Source organism: Caulobacter ginsengisoli (assembly GCF_030814835.1).
GTDB classification, from domain to species: domain Bacteria; phylum Pseudomonadota; class Alphaproteobacteria; order Caulobacterales; family Caulobacteraceae; genus Caulobacter; species Caulobacter ginsengisoli.
Genome location: NZ_JAUSVS010000002.1, coordinates 192,625 through 209,137, shown reverse-complemented (window position 1 = coordinate 209,137; position 16,513 = coordinate 192,625). Strand labels below are relative to the sequence as shown.

Here is a 16,513-nt window from a genome sequence, read left to right as displayed (position 1 = left end):
GTCAGCGCTGAGGCGTGAACGCCACGACGTTGTCGCCGTTCGGCTCGCCTGAGGCCGAAGGCGGCAGCAGGACCGGCAGGCGGACGGTGACGCTGGTCCCCTCCCCGACGGTGCTCTCGATGATCATCTCGCCGCCGTGCAGCTCGGCGAAGGCCCGCACCAGCGACAGGCCCAGGCCCGTGCCCAGCGAGCGCTGGCCGCTGTCGCCCGCCTGTTCGTAGGGCCGGCCCAGTCGTTCCAGGTCATCCTGGGCGATGCCGACCCCGGTGTCGGCCACCACCAGCTCGAACACCCCGTCGTAGCCGTGGACCGTGACGGTCACCGAGCCGCCTTTCGGCGTGAACTTCAGGGCGTTGGAAACCAGGTTCAGGACGATCTGCTTGAGCGCCCGGCGGTCGGCGTCGATGTCCAGGGGCCTGGCCGGCAGCACGCCGCGCAGTTGCACCCCCGCCCCGTCCGCCTGCACCCGCATCAGCCGCAGCGCCGCGGCCACCGCCTCGCGGGCGTCGAAGGCCTCTCGGGAAAGCTGGTAGCGCTCGGCCTCGATCTTGGACATGTCCAGCACGTCGTTGATCAGGTCCAGCAGGTGCGAGCCGGACTCGTGGATCAGCGAACCGTATTCCTCGTAGCGTTCGGGCAGCGGCCCGAACAGCTTGGACTTCATGATGTCGGAAAAGCCCATGATGGCGTTGAGGGGCGTGCGCAGCTCGTGGCTCATATTGGCCAGGAAGCGCGACTTGCCGGCCGCCAGGCTCTCGGCGTCGATCCGGGCCTGGTCCAGCGTGGCTTCTCTGGCCTGCTCCAGGGTGGCGTCGCGCAGGGTGGCCAGCAGCAGGCTGTCCTCGACCCGGCGCAGGCTGGCGACCACCCAGCGTTCCGGCGCGCCGGCCGGGGCGAAGCCGACTTCCGAGCGGCCCTGGGTGATGGCCCCGCGCAGGGCCTCGATGATGACCGCGTGGTTGAGCGCCACCGCCGTCAGCCCGCTCTTGACCAGCTGGTCGGTGTCGATGCCCTCGGGCGCCCGGCCGAACACCGCCCGCACCTTGCCGTGCGGAAAGAGGGAGACGATCAGGTGCGGCTGCTCGCTGAGCAGCATGCGCAGCCGGCCCAGCTCCCCATCGCGGCGGCCGTCCTGCACCCGGCCCCGGCGCTGTTCGAGCAGCAGGCCCGCGCCCAGGCCAAAGCCGCTGGTGGTCAGGGCCAGCAGGCCCAGCCACAGCCCGCCGCCGGCTGGCGGGGCCGGGGTCAGGCCGGCCAGGCCGCCCAGCGCCGCCAGCGCCGCCGCCACCATGGCCAGAGCCGCGCCCTCTGCGACCCGCGAGCCGCCGGCCAACAAGGCGCCGGCCGCCACTGGGGCCAGGCACCAGGCGGCCAGCGGACCGGTCAGGCCGCCGGTCAGCAGGCAGGCCGTCCCCGCCCCGATCGCCCAGAACACGATCTGCAGGATCTGAAGCGAGGGATGCTCGTTTCGCCCCAGCGCCAGGCTGACCAGGGCCGGCGCGATCCCGGCCGCCAGGGCCAGTGCGGTGGGCACGATCTCGGACGGATAGGCCAGCGCCAGGCCGATGCCCGTCAGGACAGCCGCCAGCGCCCAGCCGGCGCTCCATGGCGCGGCCGGTCCTGCGGCGAGCCAACCCGGCGAACGCGGTGGTTCGCCAGGCGCGGCGGCCGGCTCATCGATCCTGTTGTCTAGCACCAGGCAACATCCCCTCGTGGGGGGAGATTAACGGTTGAAGAGGGCGGGCTCCAGACCGCTCAATCGCCGGGCGACGAAGGATGGGCGCCATAGCGGGGATGAGCTGTGCACGGAAACGGATTCGTAAGCGCGTTGGCGCAGGATCGCACCTCAACCGCTTCTGGGCCCCTGATCGCGCATGTCCAATCTGGCCCGACAAACGCCTTCGCCAAACGCCGCCGCGGAAGTCGATCTTCGCGAGACCCGGCTTGCCCGTCGCGAGGCGGCGCTGGACGCCAACAAGCGCTCCTTCCTGCGCATGGTCAGCCACGAACTGCGCACGCCGCTCAACGCGGTGATCGGGTTTTCGGAAATCCTGGCCACCGAACTCTACGGCCCGCTGGGTTCGTCCCAGTACCAGGAATACGCCCAGCTCATCCATCAGAGCGGCCACCGCCTGCTGGCCCTGGTCAACCAGGTGATGGAGATCGCCCGCCTGGAGGGGCATGCCCTCGACATGGACGTGCGGCCCGAGGCGGTGGATCACGCCATCGAGGACGCCCTGGAGACCCTAGGCGAGGCGGCGGCGGACCGCGGCCTGCGGATCGTGGTCAACGACAGCGCCCATCAGAAGGTCATGGCCGACGGCCGTGGCCTGCGGACGATGCTGTCCAACCTGCTGCAGAACGCCGTCGCCTGGTCGCCGGACGGTGGCTTGATCCGGATCGACGTGCGGCGCTGCGGCGCCTCGATCGAGATCGAAATCGCCGACCAGGGGCCCGGCATCCCGGCCGCCGACATCCACCGCCTGATGCGGCCTTTCGAACAGGGCGAGGACGCCCTGACCCGCTCCAGCCAGGGCGCGGGCCTGGGCCTGCCGATCGTCCAGTTGCTGTGCAAGGCCATGGGCGGCCACCTGCGCCTGCGCTCCCCGCCCGGCCAGGGGCTCAGCGCCATCGTCAGCCTGCACGCCGCCTAGTGTGCTGGATCAGAAGTTCGCCAGAGAATGGGTCGACCTGAGGAGCGAACTTCTGATCCAAAAAGCACACTAGGAACATCGACTTGCTAGTGTCCTTATCGATTCCGAAGTTCGTCAGCGCCTGCCACAATCTCATGCGAACTTCGGAATCGGGACACTAGAGCGCGGTTGCGTCTGGGGTTACCAGACCCTAAGTCCGCCCCATGACCGCCATCGACGCCGCCCTCAACGACCTGGTCGAGGAATTCGACCTGCTGGGCGACTGGGAAGAACGCTACCGCTATGTGATCGACCTGGGCCGGGAGCTGGCGCCGCTCAGCGACGCCGAACGGTCGGAGGCCAACAAGGTGCGGGGCTGCGCCAGCCAGGTCTGGCTGGTCACCGAGCCGCAAGGCGACGGGGCGGTGGTGTTCCGCGGCGATTCCGACGCCCACATCGTCAAGGGCCTGATCGCCATCCTGCTGCGGCTGTATTCCGGACGGGCGGCGGCCGAGATCGCCGGGTTCGACGCCAAGGCGGCTATCGAGAAGCTGGGATTGTCGGGGGCGCTGTCGTCACAGCGCTCGAACGGGCTGGCGGCGATGGTGGCGCGGATTCAGCGGGATGCCGGGGCCCTGCTCAAGGCCTAGGCCGCCCGGATGCCCGAGCCATTATCCCCCTGCGCCCCGACCACCGCGTCATAGCCCAGGATCATGTCGACATCCTTGCCGTTGCTGGCCAGCGGCAGCCGCAGCCACAGGATCGACATGTGGGACGCGCCTCGCCAGGACATGGAGTGGACCCCCACGCCGGGCCGGCCCTCGCGCACGACGGTGTCCAGTTCCTTGCGCCAGTATTCGGCGGCCTGGCTGTTATAGACGTCCTCCAGCCGGCGGCCGGTGATTTCGCGGCCATAGACGCTGTAGAGGCCGGTGCCGGCCAGGCGCAGGCGGTAGTCGCCGTCCGGCAGCACGTCGATCAGGCTGACGGTCGGCAGCAGGCGCTTCAAATCTTCGGGACGAATGTCGGCGCGGCCCGGCAGACGCCCCGCACGCCGCAGACTCGCCCAGTAAGCGAACAACTCTTCATGGGCACGGGCAGCCGTTGCCGAGGCGCCCAGTTGCGCAACCATCTACAGATTCCTTAACAACCCCTTGGAATCACGGTGATTCACTATCGCTTAACCGCCGAATCGGGGGCAAGGGGAAATCGCCTCCTGCGACAAAGATTCTATCTGAGAGTCAACTCTGCCACAGCGGGGCGGTTCCGCGATCTTCGCCCAAAACGCGATCGCCCGCCGACTTACCGCCGGCGGGCGATGCTTTAACGATGGCCTTGGATGGAGAGCCTAGCGGCCCTTCTTCTTGGCGGCCTGACGGCCGGCGCCTATCGGCCTTTTTTCTTGGCGGCCTGACGGCCGCCTTGGCCCAGGCCCATCTGCTTGGCCAGGTCCGAGCGGGCCTTGGCGTAGTTCGGCGCGACCATGGGATAGTCCTTGGCCAGGCCCCACTTCGCCCGGTACTCTTCGGGGCTCATATTGTATTTGGTGCGCAGGTGCCGCTTCAGCGACTTGAACTTGCGACCGTCTTCCAGGCAGATCAGGTAGTCGGGGGTGATCGAGCGCTTCAGGGGAACCGCCGGTTCCTTGGGAGCGACCTCAACCGCCTCAGCGCCGGCCGCCACACCCGTCAGGGCGCGATGCACATTCTGGATCAGGCTGGGCAGGTCGGCAGAAGCGACCGAGTTGTTGCCCACGTAGGCCGAGACGATATCCGTCGTCATCTCGATGATCGCCGATTTATCTTCCATGACTCTGATTTCCACCGCGGGATGATTTGAAGGGTGTGTTTGTCTGATTCCGAAAACCAGTCATGGCTGCATATATCGACTGATTCGGAGAAACAAGCCTTTCCAACTGACTTGCCGCGCTGCAATAGGCTGGTTTTTTTCAGATATGGCACGCGGGTGGTCAATGGTCGGTTGTGCGATCCACTGTGCCAATGCTCGAAAATCTGACTAGAAGAGCCGGCGGGCTTCGAAGCGCCGGTATGGCTGTCAGCGCGCCAGATCGCGGCTCAGGGCCAGCATCGCGGTCCGCTGCGGGATGGAATACTCGTCCATACCTTCATGGTCGCCGTCCCGGATGGCCTTGAGCAGGGCCGGGGTCAGGGCGGACGACAGCGACCAGTTCCAGTAACGCAGCACGGTCTGGGCCCGGTCGACGGCGATCATGTCGAAGGTGGTCAGGACGCGCTCGAGCGCCGGCGCCATCGCCCCGGTCGTGTCGGTCTCGGGACGCCGCAGACCGCGCCAGAGCGCCCGCAGCGCCGCCCGGGGCAGGCCGGTCGCCTTGCAGAGGATGGCCAGGGGCTCGCCGCCCGGGTCGGTGAAGATCTTGGCCCCGGTCATCGGCTTGACGCCGGACAGGTAGCTGATCTCCTCGGCCAGTTCGCGGTTGATGCCCGAGGCCGCCGCCGCGATCGCCTCGTCGAGGCTGTCATAGGGGCTTTTGGCGATGGCCAGGCGGTTGCGCTGGCGCCGCTCGATGAACTGCAGGGCCTTGCGGGTCAGCGGATCCTGCCAGCCCTCCTCGGCGGCCATGCCGAACACGTCGCTGACCGCCTCCTGCAGCACTTCGCGCGACACCGCGAAGCGTTGCAGGATCAGCCGCCGGCAGTCGGCGTCCGACCACCAGAACATCACATAGGCGTGGCTGGGCTTCAGCTCCGAGCGCTTGAGCAGCAGCGGGCCCAGGCGCGGATTGTCCCGGGTGGTGGCGACAATGGTCTCGATGGCATCGTGCCCCATCCGGGCCAGGTCGTTGCGCAGCAGGGCCTCGATCACCTGGTCTTCGCCCAGCATCACCAGGGCGTCGACCACCACCTCGCTGATCCCCCGCCGCAGGGCGATCATCCGCCGGTGCTCCAGCGTGGTGGTCAGCACGCAGTCGATCAGGTCGGCGTCGCCCAGCGTGGTGCTGTGCTCCAGCAGCGCCCTGGCCACCGGAAAATCGTCGCGCAGCAGCAGGCGGCTGAGGCCGCCGGGGATTTCCGCCAGGTTGGCCAGCCGCCGGGCCACCTTGGCGCGGTCCTCGGGCGAGGCCTCGCGCAGCATCTCGACCAGCAGGTCGGCGGTCATGGCCCGCTCGAAGCCGTTGACGCGGCTGGCCGGCAGACAGACCACGTCGGCCAGTCGCTTGAGCAGGGTCGAGCGCGAACGCGTCGAAGGCGCGGACGCGATCGGTTCGCCTTCCGCAGGCGCGGGGGTGAGGTCAGCGGGCTCGTTCATCAACCGCCGATGACAGCAGAGCCCCGTTAATCACTCATGAGGAAATCGCGACAGCGCCGGTAATTTTACCGAAACTCCGGCTGCTCCCAGAACGGCCAGATGTCCGGCAGGTCGCTGGACACCTTGTTGGGATAGCTGGGCTGGCGCTTTTCGAGGAAGGCGGTGACCCCCTCCTTGGCGTCGCCGGCCGCGCCGCGGAACATGATGGCGCGGCTGTCGGCGCGGTGGGCGTCCATCGGATGGTCGGCGCCGGCCATGCGCCACATCATCTGCCGGGTCAGGGCCAGGGAGACCGGGGCGGTATTGTCGGCGATCTCGCGGGCCAGGGCCATGGCGGCGGGGAGCAGGTCGTCGGGCTCGTGCAGCGAGCGGACCAGCCGCCCGTCCAGCGCTTCCTGGGCCGGGAAGACCCGGCCGGTGTAGCACCACTCCAGCGCCTGCTGCATGCCGACCAGCCGGGGAAGGAACCAGGACGAGGCCGCTTCCGGTGTGATGCCGCGGCGGGCGAAGACGAAGCCGAACCGGGCCGCCGTCGAGGCCAGGCGGATATCCATGGCCAGCTGCATGGTCACCCCAATGCCGACCGCCGCGCCGTTAACGGCGGCGATCACCGGCTTCAGGCTTTCGAAAATACGAAGGGTCAGCCGCCCGCCACCGTCACGATAGACGTCGCCGACCTTCGCTTCTTCGCGAGCCTCCTCGCCGCGCTTGGCGTAGTCGAAGGTCGCCCCGCCCGACCCGAGGTCCGCCCCGGCGCAAAAGGCCCGGCCCGCGCCGGTAACGATCACCACCTTGACCGCATCGTCCGCGTCGGTGGCGTCGAAGGCGGCGATCATGTCCAGCATCATCTGGGCGGTAAAGGCGTTCATCCGGTCGGGCCGGTTGAGCGTGATGGTCGCGACGCCGTCGGCGACATCATAGAGGATGGTCTCGAAGGTGGGCTGGGCCATAGGCGGTCCTTATCTGAAGTGGGTGGTCAGGCGGCGGCCTGTTGGGCCTTGAAGCTGACCGGCAGCTTGCGGATGGCGTGGACGAAGTTGTTGGGGGCGATGTCGATCTCGCCGGTCCAGCGCATGTCGGGGAAGCGGGCCAGGATCTGGCGATAGGCCTCCTCCAGCTGGATCTGCGCCACCCGCTTGCCGATGCAGACATGGGGACCGTAGCCAAAGGCGATGTGCTTGTCGGCGTTGGCCCGTTCGACGTCCAGCTGGTCGGGCCTCTCGAACACCGCCTCGTCGCGGTTGGCCGCGCCGTAGTACATGATCACCTTCTCGCCCTCGGCGATCTTCTGGCCGGCCAGCTCGGTGTCGCGGGTGGCCGTGCGGCGCATGTAGATGACGGGACTGACCATGCGGATGAACTCATTGACCGCATTGGGCATCAGGGCGGGGTTGGCCGAGAGTTTGGCGCGCTGTTCGGGGAATTCGGTCAGCAGCTTCATGGTCCCCGACAGGGTGTTCCGCGTGGTGTCGTTGCCGGCGAAGACGATCAGCAGCCAGGAGCCGTCCAGGTATTCGTCGCTGAGCTGCTCGCCCTCGACCTGGGCCCGGGCGATGGCGGTCATCAGGTCGGACTGCGGGTCGGCCCGGCGCTTGTGCAGCATGTAGCGGCCGTAGTCGAACATCGCCTCGACATTATCGTTGAAGGCCTGGATGAACTGCATCAGCTCCAGGGTGGGCGCGGTCGGGTTGGCAGCCTGGTCCATGGCCATGTTCTGGGCCAGCTCCAGATAGTGCATCCATTGCAGGAACTTGGACCGGTCCTCCTGCGGCACGCCCAGCAGTTCGCAGAGGGTGAACAGCGGTAGCTGGGCCGAGAAGTGCTCGACCAGGTCGCAGCCGCCCAGCGGGGCCATGTCGTCGAGCAGGCGGGTCACCTCGCCGGCCACCTTGGTCTTCACATCGGCCAGGTAGCGCGGGGTGAAGAAGGGCATGTGCTCCTTGCGCAGCTGCATGTGCCAGGGGGCGTCCATGTTGATCATGGCGTCCATCGAGGCGCGGAATAAGAGGGCGTGGCGGCGCGCGGGATCGCCGCTGGCCATCAGGATGCCGCCGCGCTGCGAGGAGAAGGTCTCCGGATCGCTCCCCACCGCCGAGACGTCGGCATGACGGGTCACCGCCCAGAAGCCCGGGCCGTCATAGAAGGCCTCCTCGTGCCAATAGACCGGCGCCTGGGCCCGCAGCCGCGCATAGGACTCGAAGGGCTGGCCGTGGGTGAAGCCGCGGATGTCGGTCAGGTCGACCCCCTCCAGCGCCGGATAGGCGGGCGGGAAGTTGGGCCCACGCCGGCCCTCGACGACGGTCTGGCTGAGCAGGTCCATGGGGCGTCCCTCCGACAGATTATCGTTGTTCAGGTCAGCATAGGGGAATCGCCGGGCGGGCCAAGCGTGACGCAGCGGCGCCCTTCCGCCACGGCGCCCTTCACAAGCGGCATGGGGGCGGGCCATATTCGCCTGAACAACGATAACCTGGGCCGCCAAGGCCCGGCATAGTTAGGGACGCCCGGGAACAAATGCATCCGATCCATCACGCCAAGACCACCCCCGGCAAGGCCGCCATCATCATGGCCGGCTCGGGCGAAACGGTGACCTATGGCCAGCTGGACGAGCGTGCCAACCAGGGGGCGCACCTGTTCCGCTCGTTGGGCCTGAAGCGCGGCGACGCGGTGGCCATCTTCATGGACAACAACGCCCGCTACATGGAGGCGGTGCTGGCCAGTGAGCGGTCGGGGCTCTACGTGACCTGCATCTCGTCCAAGCTGACGGCCGGCGAGGTCGAATATATCGTCAAGGACTGCGAGGCGAAGGTCTTCATCGCCTCCAGGGGCGTCGCCGCGGTCGCCGCCGAGGTGGTCCCGCTGATCCCCGGCGTGGCGCTCTATATGTGCGATGGCGCCCAGCCGCCGTTCCAGAGCTTCGAGGACGCCCGCGCGGCCTTCCCGACCACGCCCATCGCCGATCCCTCGCCCGGCATGACCATGCTCTATTCGTCGGGCACCACCGGCCGGCCCAAGGGTGTGCGCCGGCCGCTGCCCGAGGGCGGCGTCGGCGAGACGCCCGGGCCCCTGATGATGCTGCATGTCGGCCTCTATGGGGCCTCGCCGGACAGCGTCTATCTCTCGCCGGCCCCGATGTACCACGCAGCCCCCTTGGGCTGGTCGATGGGCATGCTGCAGCTGGGCGGCACCGTGGTGGTGATGGAGAAGTTCGATCCGGAAGCGGCGCTGAAATACATCGAGCAGTACAAGGCCACGACCGCCCAGTGGGTGCCGACCCACTTCGTCAAGATGCTGAAACTGCCGGAGGAGGTGCGCTCGCGCTACGACCTCTCCAGCCTCAAGGCGGTGTTCCACGCCGCCGCCCCCTGCCCGATCCCGGTCAAGGAGCAGATGATCGGCTGGTGGGGCCCGATCATCCACGAATACTACGCCGGCACCGAGGGCAACGGCTTCACCGCCATCAACTCCGAGGAGTGGCTGGCCCACAAGGGTTCGGTCGGCAAGGGCCTGACCGCCGAGGTCAAGATCTGCGACGAGAACGGCGAACCCCTGCCCCCGCGCGCCGAGGGCGGGGTGTATTTCTCCGGCGGCGGGGCGTTCGAATACTACAAGGACCCCAAGAAGACCGCCGAGGCGGCCAATCAGCACGGCTGGACGACGCTGGGCGATGTCGGCTGGCTGGACGAGGAGGGCTTCCTCTACCTGACCGACCGCAAGAGCTTCATGATCATCTCCGGCGGGGTGAACATCTATCCGCAGGAGATCGAGAACCTGCTGATCGGCCACCCCAAGGTCGCCGACGTGGCGGTGATCGGCGCCCCGGACGACGAGATGGGCGAGAAGGTGGTGGCCATCATCCAGCCGGCCGACTGGAGCCAGGCGGGTCCCGACCTGGCGGCCGAACTGATGGCCTATGCCCGCGCCAACCTCAGCCATGTGAAAGCGCCCCGCCGGGTCGACTTCATGGAGGAACTGCCCCGCCACGCCACCGGCAAACTCTACAAGCGGCTGATCCGCGACGCCTACTGGGGCAAGGGCGATGGCTCGATGGTGATCACGCCCGGAGCCTGAGAGGCCTACCGCCGCTCCAGGACGATGCACTGCACCGCCCGGCCGAACCAGCCGCGGCGGTCGGCCAGCCGGCCCATGGCCAGGCCGGCGCCGTCGCCGCCCATCCAGCTCTCGGCGTCGAGCAGGATCCATTCGCCCTCGGGCTCGCGGGCGAAGCTCACCGACAGGTCGGCGTTGAGGAAGGTCCAGTCCTGGAAGTCCACGACGTTGGAGACCCCGTTGCAGAAGTCCGCCGTCAGGGCGGCGCGCATCACCGGGCTGGTCGCCTCGCCCTTGACGATGGGGCGGTTCATCCGGAACCACTGGCTGGCCGGTCCCTTCTGGCCCATCGATCCGGCCACCGGGCGCACCGTCAGGCCTGAGGCGAAGCCGTTGTTGATGCCAAAGGCGACGTCGGTGACCCCCTCGCCCTCGAAGCCCGGCAGGGTAACCGGCGGCGTGTGCTCCTCGTCCGCCTGGGTCTCATCGGCGCGGATCTTCAGCACGCTGGCGCGGACCACCTCCTGGCCCGCGGCCTTGAGGCTGACCTGGATGAGCTGAATCTTGCGCCCCTCACGCACGATGCTGGTCTCGACGTTCAGCGGGGCGACGGGCACCGGCCGCATCAGATCGACGGTCAGGCGGGCGATGCGCATGGGGCTGGGCGCTGGAACGCGCTCAGCGGCGCGCACGACCAGCGACGAGGGCGCGCCGCCGTGCTGCATGGTCTGGTTCCAAGGGCCTGAGGCGAACGGGCTGGCGACCATCAAGTCACCCTGGGGTTCGAACACCCACTCGTCGGCCAAGCTCATGACGCCCCCAGATTTCGCACGATGGCGGCGGTGGCCGCGTCGGCGGGAAAGAAGCTCTCTATGGCCAGTTCCGACAGGGTGACGTCAACCGGGGTGCCGAACACGGTGGTGGTCGACAGGAAGGAGAGCACGCCGGCGGGCGTGGAAAGGCGGTAGGGGATGGCCACCGCCATGCCGTCGCCGACATGGGCCGGGCCTTCGGGGGCCGGATAGCTTTTCAGTTCCTCCAGCAGGTCGGCCAGGACGGGGTCGGCCGAGACCTCGATCTGGCGGCGCAGGCGTTCAAGAATGTGGGCGCGCCATTCGCCCAGGTTGACGGTGCGCGGCGCCAGGCCGCCGGGGTGCAGCGACAGCCGCAGGACATTGATCGCCCCGCTGGTCAGGCTTGGATCGGCCCCGGCCATCAGCGGCGCCACGGCCCGATTTGCGGCCACCAGCGTCCAGTGACGGTCGACGGCCAGGGCGGGGTTGGGCTCGTGGGCGGCCAGGACCAGGTCGACGATCTCCCGCGCCCCATCCAGGGCCGCCAGCGGCCGCTCGGGAAACAGCGGGGCGAAGCCGGCGGCGTTCAGCAGGCGGTTGCGCTCGCGCAGCGGGATGTCGAGGTGTTCGGCCAGCCGCAGCACCATATCGCGGCTGGGACGTGAGCGGCCGGTCTCAAGGAAACTGAGATGGCGGGTGGAAATCTCGGCCTCGCAGGCCAGGTCGAGCTGGCTGAGGCGGCGGCGCTGGCGCCATTCGCGGAGGTGGTCGCCGACGGTGGAGGTGCTGGTCATGGCCGCAGGCTAGCCCAGGGTCCGCCGCGCCTCCATTACCTCGCCGGTAATCGACGGCCCTATCGGCATGGGTCCAGGCTTGGGTCATCGGCGCTGCGTTGGCGCCGCCCAAGGAGATCTCCCCCATGACCGATCCCACCCCCGTCGTCGATCGCTACATCGCCATCTGGAACGCCACCGACCCGGAAGACCGCCGCGACCTGGTGGCCGGCAGCTGGGCCGAGGACGGCGCCTATCTCGACCCGCTGATGAAGGGCGAGGGCCACGCCGGCATCGACGCCATGATCGCCGGCGTGCAGGCGCGCTTTCCCGGCTTCGTGATGAGCCGCACCGGCCCGGTCGATGCCCACAACGACCGCGTCCGCTTCACCTGGGCCCTGGGCCCCGCCGGCGCCGAGCCGCTGGTCGCGGGCCTCGACGTCGGAGTCCTGGCCCAGGACGGACGCCTCGCCAGCATCACCGGCTTCCTCGACAAGGTTCCCGGCTAAGCAAGACAGCCCCGTCCGGTGCTTGCCGGGCGGGGCGCTTTGGGCCAAACAACCCTCGAAACAAATCGAGGGAAAACGCCATGAAGGAAGTCGCATTCGCCGATCTGGCCACGCTGGTCGGTCAGGAAACCGGGGTTTCGGACTGGCTGGAAGTCACCCAGGAGCGGGTCAACCAGTTCGCCGAGGCCACCGGCGACCACCAGTGGATCCATGTCGACGTCGAACGGGCCACCCGCGAGATCGGCGGCCCCATCGCCCACGGCTACCTGACCCTGTCGCTGATCCCCTTCCTCAGCGCCGGCCTGCTGCGGGTGACGGGCGTGACGCGGGGCATCAACTATGGTTCGGACAAGGTGCGCTTCACCAACATGGTCCGGGTCGGCAAGAAGGTGCGGCTGCGCCAGAAGCTGCTGGCGGTCGAGCCCAAGTCCGGCGGTCTTCAAATGAAGAACGAGTGCACCATCGAGATCGAGGGCGAAGCGCGCCCGGCCTGCGTGGCCGAGACCATCTCGGTCATCTACGGCGGCTAGGGCCCAGCGCGGCCATGCGCGGCGCCGTCCACCATATCGACCTGACCGTCCAGGACCCCGCCGCCTCGGCGGGGTTCTACGAGGCGGTGCTCGGCTATATGGGCTATCGGCGGATCGTCACCCATGACAACGGCATGGACTTCGACCTCAACGGGCCGGACGGCTTCTGCTCCATCGGCATCGTCAAGGCCCGGCGCGAGCGGCCGCATGACCGCTACACGCCCGGCCTGCACCACCTGGCCTGGAACGCCGCCAGCCGCGAGGATGTCGACAACCTGCATATCCTGCTGATCGGCATGGGCGCGACCATCCTGGACGCGCCCGCCGACTATCCGAAATACGGCGAAGGCTACTATGCGGTGTTCTTCGCCGACCCGGACGGGCTGAAGCTGGAATATGTCTACAAGCCGCGCGCCTAGAGCAGCCAGCCGCCGCTGTCGCCGGTGACATTGCCGGCGATGGTCATGCGGTAGTCGGCCCGGCCGTCCCCATCGACATCCAGCGCCAGCACCGTGGAGCCGGCTGCGAAGGTCAGAGTCATCTCCGCCGCGTGGTGGGTGAACCCTCCCACCAGATGGAAACCCTGGTCGCCCGCCGTGGCGCTGTCTGCGTCGATGGCCGAGAGGTCCAGCCGGTCGCCTTGCCCCGCGACCAGGTCATTGACCGTGTCGGCCTCGATCGGCCCGCTGGTGTGGATCGAGGCGGCGGTGACCACGAAGGTGTCCAATCCACCCCCACCGACCAGGATGTCATTGCCGGTCCCGCCGATCAGCGTGTCGGCGCCCAGGCCCGCCTTGATGATGTCATCGCCTGCCCCGCCGTCGAGGCTGTTGTTTCCACCATTGCCAGTGAGGGTGTTGGCCAGGCCGTTGCCGGTCGCGTCGATGTTGCCCGAGCCGTCCTGGATCAGGTTTTCGATGTTGGCCGCAAGGGTGAAAGTGGCAGTGGCGCGGACCGTGTCGGTCCCCTGCCCGCTGGCCTCGACGGTCGTGTCGCCCGCGTCGTCCACGTAGAAGGTATCGTCGCCCAGCCCCCCGGTCATGGCGTCGGCCCCGAGGCCACCGGTCAGCACGTCGTTGCCGTCGGCGCCGGTCAGGCTGTCATTGTTGTCGCCGCCGTTGAGCTGGTCGTTACCCACGCCGCCGTTCATCGTGTCGATGCCGGCGCCGCCGTCCAGGATGTCATTGCCGATCCCGCCGGCCAGGATGTCGTCGCCATTGCCGCCGTCGAGGCGGTCATCGCCGTCGCCGCCGTCGAGATTGTCAGCCCCGTCCTGGCCCAGCAGCTGGTCGGCGCCAAGGCCGCCAAGCAGGGTGTCATTGCCCAGGCCGGCCTTGATCAGGTCGTCGCCGTCGCCGCCGTCGATATGGTTGGCGCCGCTGTTGCCGGTGATGATGTTAGCCAGGGTATTGCCGGTCCCGTCGATGTCGCCCGAGCCGTCGAGGATCAGCTTCTCCAGATTGGCGCCCAGAGTCCAGCTGAGCGAGGCGATGACCACGTCACCGCTGCCCCCGCCGCCGGCCTCCACCGCAGTGTCGCCGGCGTTGTCGACAATAAAGGTGTCGTCGCCGGCCCCGCCGGTCATGGCGTCGGCCCCCGTCCCGCCGTCCAGCCAGTCGCCGTTATTGCCGCCGTCGAGGGTGTCGACGCCCGCGCCGCCATAGAGGAAGTCGGCGCCGTCGCCCCCGATGAGCTGATCGGCGCCGCCTTGACCGTTAAGGGTGTCGCTGCCGGCCAGGCCGCGCAGGATGTCAGCCCCGGTTCCGCCGCTGTGGGTCTCGTCCGCCACCGTACCGGTGAAGTCGACCAGGCTGGAATGGCCAAGGATCACATAGGCCGATCCGGTCTGGCTGCCGAGTTGGTCGGTTCGTGGAGCGCCGATGATCAGGTCGTCGAAACCGTCATTGTTGATATCCCCGGCCGAGGCCACCGTGACGCCGGCATAGTCGCCGGCCGCCACGCCGGCGATCTTGAACCCTTCGCCGCCATCCAGGCTGGAGAGATAAAGGCTGGCCAGGAAATCACCCTCGGTGGCGGTATCCTTGCCGAACACCACGTAGCTGGCGCCGGTCCCCTCGCCGTTGCGGGTGCCGATGATCAGGTCATCCACGCCGTCGCCGTTGACGTCGCCGCCCGAGGCCACGGAGATGCCGCTGCGATCGCCCGTCGCCCCGCCGGCGATCCGGAAGCCGTTGATTCCATTCAGGGCGCTGAGCTGGAAGGTGGTCGCGAAGGCCCCATCGGCGGCCGTATCCTTGCCGAACACCACGTAGCTGGCGCCGGAATCAACGCCATTGGCGTCGGCGAACGCCGCCCCGATGATCAGGTCGTCAATCCCGTCGCCGTTGACGTCTCCGGCCGAGGCGACCGACCAGCCGCTGCGTTCCGCGGCGGTCGCGCCGACGAGCCGGAAACCGTTTGAACCGTTCAGGGCGCTGAGCTCAAGGGCCGCTCCGAAGGCGCCGCCGGCGGCCGAGCCGAACACGACATAGCTGACGCCGTTGTCGCTAGCGCCCAGGTCGGCGTCCCTGGCCCCGATGATCAGATCGCCGATCCCGTCGCCGTTCACATCCCCCGCCGAGGCGACCGAATAGCCGGCCAGGCCCGCCGCGATCACGCCGTTGATCTTGAAGCCGTTCGTGCCGTCCAGCGACCCGAGCGACAGGCTGGCCGCGAAGTCGCCGGCCACGCCGGTGTCCTTGCCGAACACCACATAGGTTGCGCCCGTGCTTATCCCGTTCGGGTCCGCGAAGGGGGCGCTGACGAGCAGGTCGTCGACGCCGTCGCCGTTGATGTCCCCCGCCGAGGCGACGGAGAAGCCGGCCAGGTCGCTGGTGGCCTGACCGATGAGGGTGAAGCCGTTGGTTCCATCGAGGGCGGCGACCGAAAGGTTCGCCGCAAAGGCGCCATCGACAGCGACGTTCTTGCCGAACACGACGTAGGCGGATCCAGGCAAGCCCGAGCCGTACGGCGCGCCGATGATCAGGTCGCCGATACCGTCGCCATTGACGTCTCCCGCCGCGGCGACGGACCAGCCGCTGTTGCTGATGGTGATATTGCCGTTGATCTGGAAGCCGTTAGTCCCGTCCAGCGTCGAGACGTTGAAGTTGACCGGGAAGCCGGCCGCCGTGCCGAACACCACATAGCTGGCCCCCGCATTGCCGCTGAGGGTATCGTTGGCCTTGGCCCCGATGATGAAGTCATCGATGCCGTCGCCGTTGACGTCCCCCGCGCCGGCGACCGAGAAGCCGAAGAAGTCGCTCGCCGCCTCGCCGCCCAGCGTGAACCCTTCGGAGCCGTCCGAGCTGAGCGCGGCGATCTCCACGACTGCTGCAAATCCGGCCATGACGATGTCCCCCAAACGCGCCGTCGCGACGCGGGCGAACGTTGGTCACCGGCTGGATTTCAATCAAATTCCGTTTTGACCTTCTGCTATACGCTAGGCGTATGGATCGCCCCGACCCTCACTCCCTCGAAGTCTTCCAGGCCGTGGTCGAGACCGGCTCGGCGACCCTGGCGGCGCGGCAGCTAAACATGACCCAGCCGACCGTCACCCGCGCCATCGCCCAACTGGAGCAGGTGACCGGCCTGACGCTGTTCGAGCGCGGCCGGTTCGGCATGCGGCCGACCGCCGAGGGGGCGATGTTCGCCGAGGAGGTCCGCCGCAGCTTTTCGGCCCTAGACCGGGTCGCCGCCTCGGCCCAGGCCATTCGCCAGGGCGTGCGCGGCCGGATCGTGGTTGGCGCCATACCGGCGTATGGGGAGGGCTTCGTCGCCCGGGCCATCGGCCGCCTGGTCGAGAACGCCCCCGAGGTCGACGCCTGTATCGACATCGACATCCCGCAGGACATGCTGCGCAAGGTGCTGCACGGCCAGACCGACCTGGCCGTCATGGCCGGGACCTTCGCCGATCACCCGGAACTGGAGGTCCATGTGCTG

The 16,513-nt window shown here is 68.2% G+C and carries 15 protein-coding genes and 1 pseudogene; 7 read left to right on the top strand and 9 right to left on the bottom strand.

The window, feature by feature from the left end; all coding sequences use genetic code 11:
- Position 1 precedes the first annotated feature (1 nt).
- Positions 2 to 1,696 (bottom strand): sensor histidine kinase, encoded by a 1,695-nt coding sequence (locus tag QO010_RS06325; RefSeq protein WP_307347460.1) that lies wholly within the window; start codon positions 1,694 to 1,696, stop codon positions 2 to 4.
- Between the two features lie 178 nt (positions 1,697 to 1,874).
- On the opposite strand from QO010_RS06325, the gene QO010_RS06320 reads away from it, so the two are divergent.
- Together QO010_RS06320 and QO010_RS06315 are read left to right on the top strand one after the other, a co-directional pair.
- The gene (locus QO010_RS06320) at positions 1,875 to 2,654 is read left to right on the top strand and encodes a sensor histidine kinase (RefSeq protein ID WP_307347458.1); all 780 of its coding nucleotides are present in this window, start codon (positions 1,875 to 1,877) and stop codon (positions 2,652 to 2,654) included.
- A 203-nt stretch (positions 2,655 to 2,857) separates the two neighbouring features.
- Positions 2,858 to 3,283, top strand: coding sequence for a SufE family protein (locus QO010_RS06315; RefSeq protein ID WP_307347456.1), 426 nt, complete (start codon positions 2,858 to 2,860; stop codon positions 3,281 to 3,283).
- On the opposite strand, the gene mopJ is transcribed toward QO010_RS06315, so the two are convergent.
- The 5 genes from mopJ to QO010_RS06290 form a co-directional block, all read right to left on the bottom strand.
- Positions 3,280 to 3,765, bottom strand: coding sequence for a motility/cell cycle regulatory protein MopJ (gene mopJ / locus QO010_RS06310; RefSeq protein WP_307347454.1), 486 nt, complete (start codon positions 3,763 to 3,765; stop codon positions 3,280 to 3,282). The genes QO010_RS06315 and mopJ overlap by 4 nt on opposite strands.
- A 254-nt stretch (positions 3,766 to 4,019) precedes the next feature.
- Positions 4,020 to 4,442, bottom strand: a complete 423-nt coding sequence (locus QO010_RS06305; protein WP_307347452.1) for a Ros/MucR family transcriptional regulator — start codon at positions 4,440 to 4,442, stop codon at positions 4,020 to 4,022.
- A 246-nt stretch (positions 4,443 to 4,688) separates the two neighbouring features.
- Positions 4,689 to 5,921, bottom strand: a complete 1,233-nt coding sequence (locus QO010_RS06300) for a DUF2336 domain-containing protein (RefSeq protein ID WP_307347450.1) — start codon at positions 5,919 to 5,921, stop codon at positions 4,689 to 4,691.
- A 65-nt stretch (positions 5,922 to 5,986) separates the two neighbouring features.
- Positions 5,987 to 6,871, bottom strand: a complete 885-nt coding sequence (locus tag QO010_RS06295; protein WP_307347449.1) for a crotonase/enoyl-CoA hydratase family protein — start codon at positions 6,869 to 6,871, stop codon at positions 5,987 to 5,989.
- 26 nt (positions 6,872 to 6,897) lie between these two features.
- Positions 6,898 to 8,241: a cytochrome P450 gene (locus tag QO010_RS06290; RefSeq protein ID WP_307347448.1), complete on the bottom strand. Its 1,344-nt coding sequence runs from the start codon at positions 8,239 to 8,241 to the stop codon at positions 6,898 to 6,900.
- 191 nt (positions 8,242 to 8,432) lie between these two features.
- Here QO010_RS06290 and QO010_RS06285 point away from each other — a divergent pair, with 191 nt between their 5' ends.
- Positions 8,433 to 9,989, top strand: coding sequence for an acyl-CoA synthetase (locus QO010_RS06285; RefSeq protein WP_307347447.1), 1,557 nt, complete (start codon positions 8,433 to 8,435; stop codon positions 9,987 to 9,989).
- Positions 9,990 to 9,994: 5 nt separating this feature from the next.
- Here QO010_RS06285 and QO010_RS06280 read toward each other — a convergent pair whose 3' ends face one another.
- Entirely contained in the window at positions 9,995 to 10,780 is a 786-nt protein-coding gene (locus tag QO010_RS06280; protein WP_307347445.1) for a thioesterase family protein, read from the bottom strand.
- Positions 10,777 to 11,556, bottom strand: coding sequence for a helix-turn-helix domain-containing protein (locus tag QO010_RS06275; RefSeq protein ID WP_307347443.1), 780 nt, complete (start codon positions 11,554 to 11,556; stop codon positions 10,777 to 10,779). Before QO010_RS06275 ends, QO010_RS06280 begins: the two co-directional genes overlap by 4 nt.
- 125 nt (positions 11,557 to 11,681) lie before the next feature.
- Between QO010_RS06275 and QO010_RS06270 the strand changes: the two genes are divergently transcribed.
- From QO010_RS06270 to QO010_RS06260, 3 genes are all read left to right on the top strand, one after another.
- Positions 11,682 to 12,044 (top strand): nuclear transport factor 2 family protein, encoded by a 363-nt coding sequence (locus QO010_RS06270; RefSeq protein ID WP_307347441.1) that lies wholly within the window; start codon positions 11,682 to 11,684, stop codon positions 12,042 to 12,044.
- A gap of 80 nt (positions 12,045 to 12,124) precedes the next feature.
- Positions 12,125 to 12,574: a MaoC family dehydratase gene (locus QO010_RS06265; protein WP_307347440.1), complete on the top strand. Its 450-nt coding sequence runs from the start codon at positions 12,125 to 12,127 to the stop codon at positions 12,572 to 12,574.
- A 14-nt stretch (positions 12,575 to 12,588) separates the two neighbouring features.
- Complete coding sequence (locus QO010_RS06260; RefSeq protein ID WP_307347439.1) at positions 12,589 to 12,993, top strand: VOC family protein; 405 nt, start codon at positions 12,589 to 12,591, stop codon at positions 12,991 to 12,993.
- On the opposite strand, the gene QO010_RS06255 is transcribed toward QO010_RS06260, so the two are convergent.
- The gene (locus tag QO010_RS06255; protein WP_307347437.1) at positions 12,990 to 15,920 is read right to left on the bottom strand and encodes a hypothetical protein; all 2,931 of its coding nucleotides are present in this window, start codon (positions 15,918 to 15,920) and stop codon (positions 12,990 to 12,992) included. The two genes, QO010_RS06260 and QO010_RS06255, sit on opposite strands and share 4 nt — an antisense overlap.
- Before the next feature lie 101 nt (positions 15,921 to 16,021).
- Between QO010_RS06255 and QO010_RS23980 the strand changes: the two are divergent.
- Positions 16,022 to 16,477 (top strand): annotated as a pseudogene (locus QO010_RS23980) (LysR family transcriptional regulator); the annotation flags it as partial.
- Between the last annotated feature and the right edge of the window lie 36 nt (positions 16,478 to 16,513).

Bases quoted from the DNA above. Each gene is read 5' to 3' on its own strand.
- QO010_RS06265 (WP_307347440.1), top strand. From the start codon at position 12,125: ATGAAGGAAGTCGCATTCGCCGATCTGGCCACGCTGGTCGGTCAGGAA.
- QO010_RS06280 (WP_307347445.1), bottom strand. From the start codon at position 10,780: ATGAGCTTGGCCGACGAGTGGGTGTTCGAACCCCAGGGTGACTTGATG.
- QO010_RS06315 (WP_307347456.1), top strand. From the start codon at position 2,858: ATGACCGCCATCGACGCCGCCCTCAACGACCTGGTCGAGGAATTCGAC.
- QO010_RS06255 (WP_307347437.1), bottom strand. From the start codon at position 15,920: ATGGCCGGATTTGCAGCAGTCGTGGAGATCGCCGCGCTCAGCTCGGAC.
- QO010_RS06295 (WP_307347449.1), bottom strand. From the start codon at position 6,871: ATGGCCCAGCCCACCTTCGAGACCATCCTCTATGATGTCGCCGACGGC.
- mopJ (WP_307347454.1), bottom strand. From the start codon at position 3,765: ATGGTTGCGCAACTGGGCGCCTCGGCAACGGCTGCCCGTGCCCATGAA.
- QO010_RS06290 (WP_307347448.1), bottom strand. From the start codon at position 8,241: ATGGACCTGCTCAGCCAGACCGTCGTCGAGGGCCGGCGTGGGCCCAAC.
- QO010_RS06300 (WP_307347450.1), bottom strand. From the start codon at position 5,921: ATGAACGAGCCCGCTGACCTCACCCCCGCGCCTGCGGAAGGCGAACCG.
- QO010_RS06260 (WP_307347439.1), top strand. From the start codon at position 12,589: ATGCGCGGCGCCGTCCACCATATCGACCTGACCGTCCAGGACCCCGCC.
- QO010_RS06285 (WP_307347447.1), top strand. From the start codon at position 8,433: ATGCATCCGATCCATCACGCCAAGACCACCCCCGGCAAGGCCGCCATC.
- QO010_RS06270 (WP_307347441.1), top strand. From the start codon at position 11,682: ATGACCGATCCCACCCCCGTCGTCGATCGCTACATCGCCATCTGGAAC.
- QO010_RS06320 (WP_307347458.1), top strand. From the start codon at position 1,875: ATGTCCAATCTGGCCCGACAAACGCCTTCGCCAAACGCCGCCGCGGAA.
- QO010_RS06305 (WP_307347452.1), bottom strand. From the start codon at position 4,442: ATGGAAGATAAATCGGCGATCATCGAGATGACGACGGATATCGTCTCG.
- QO010_RS06275 (WP_307347443.1), bottom strand. From the start codon at position 11,556: ATGACCAGCACCTCCACCGTCGGCGACCACCTCCGCGAATGGCGCCAG.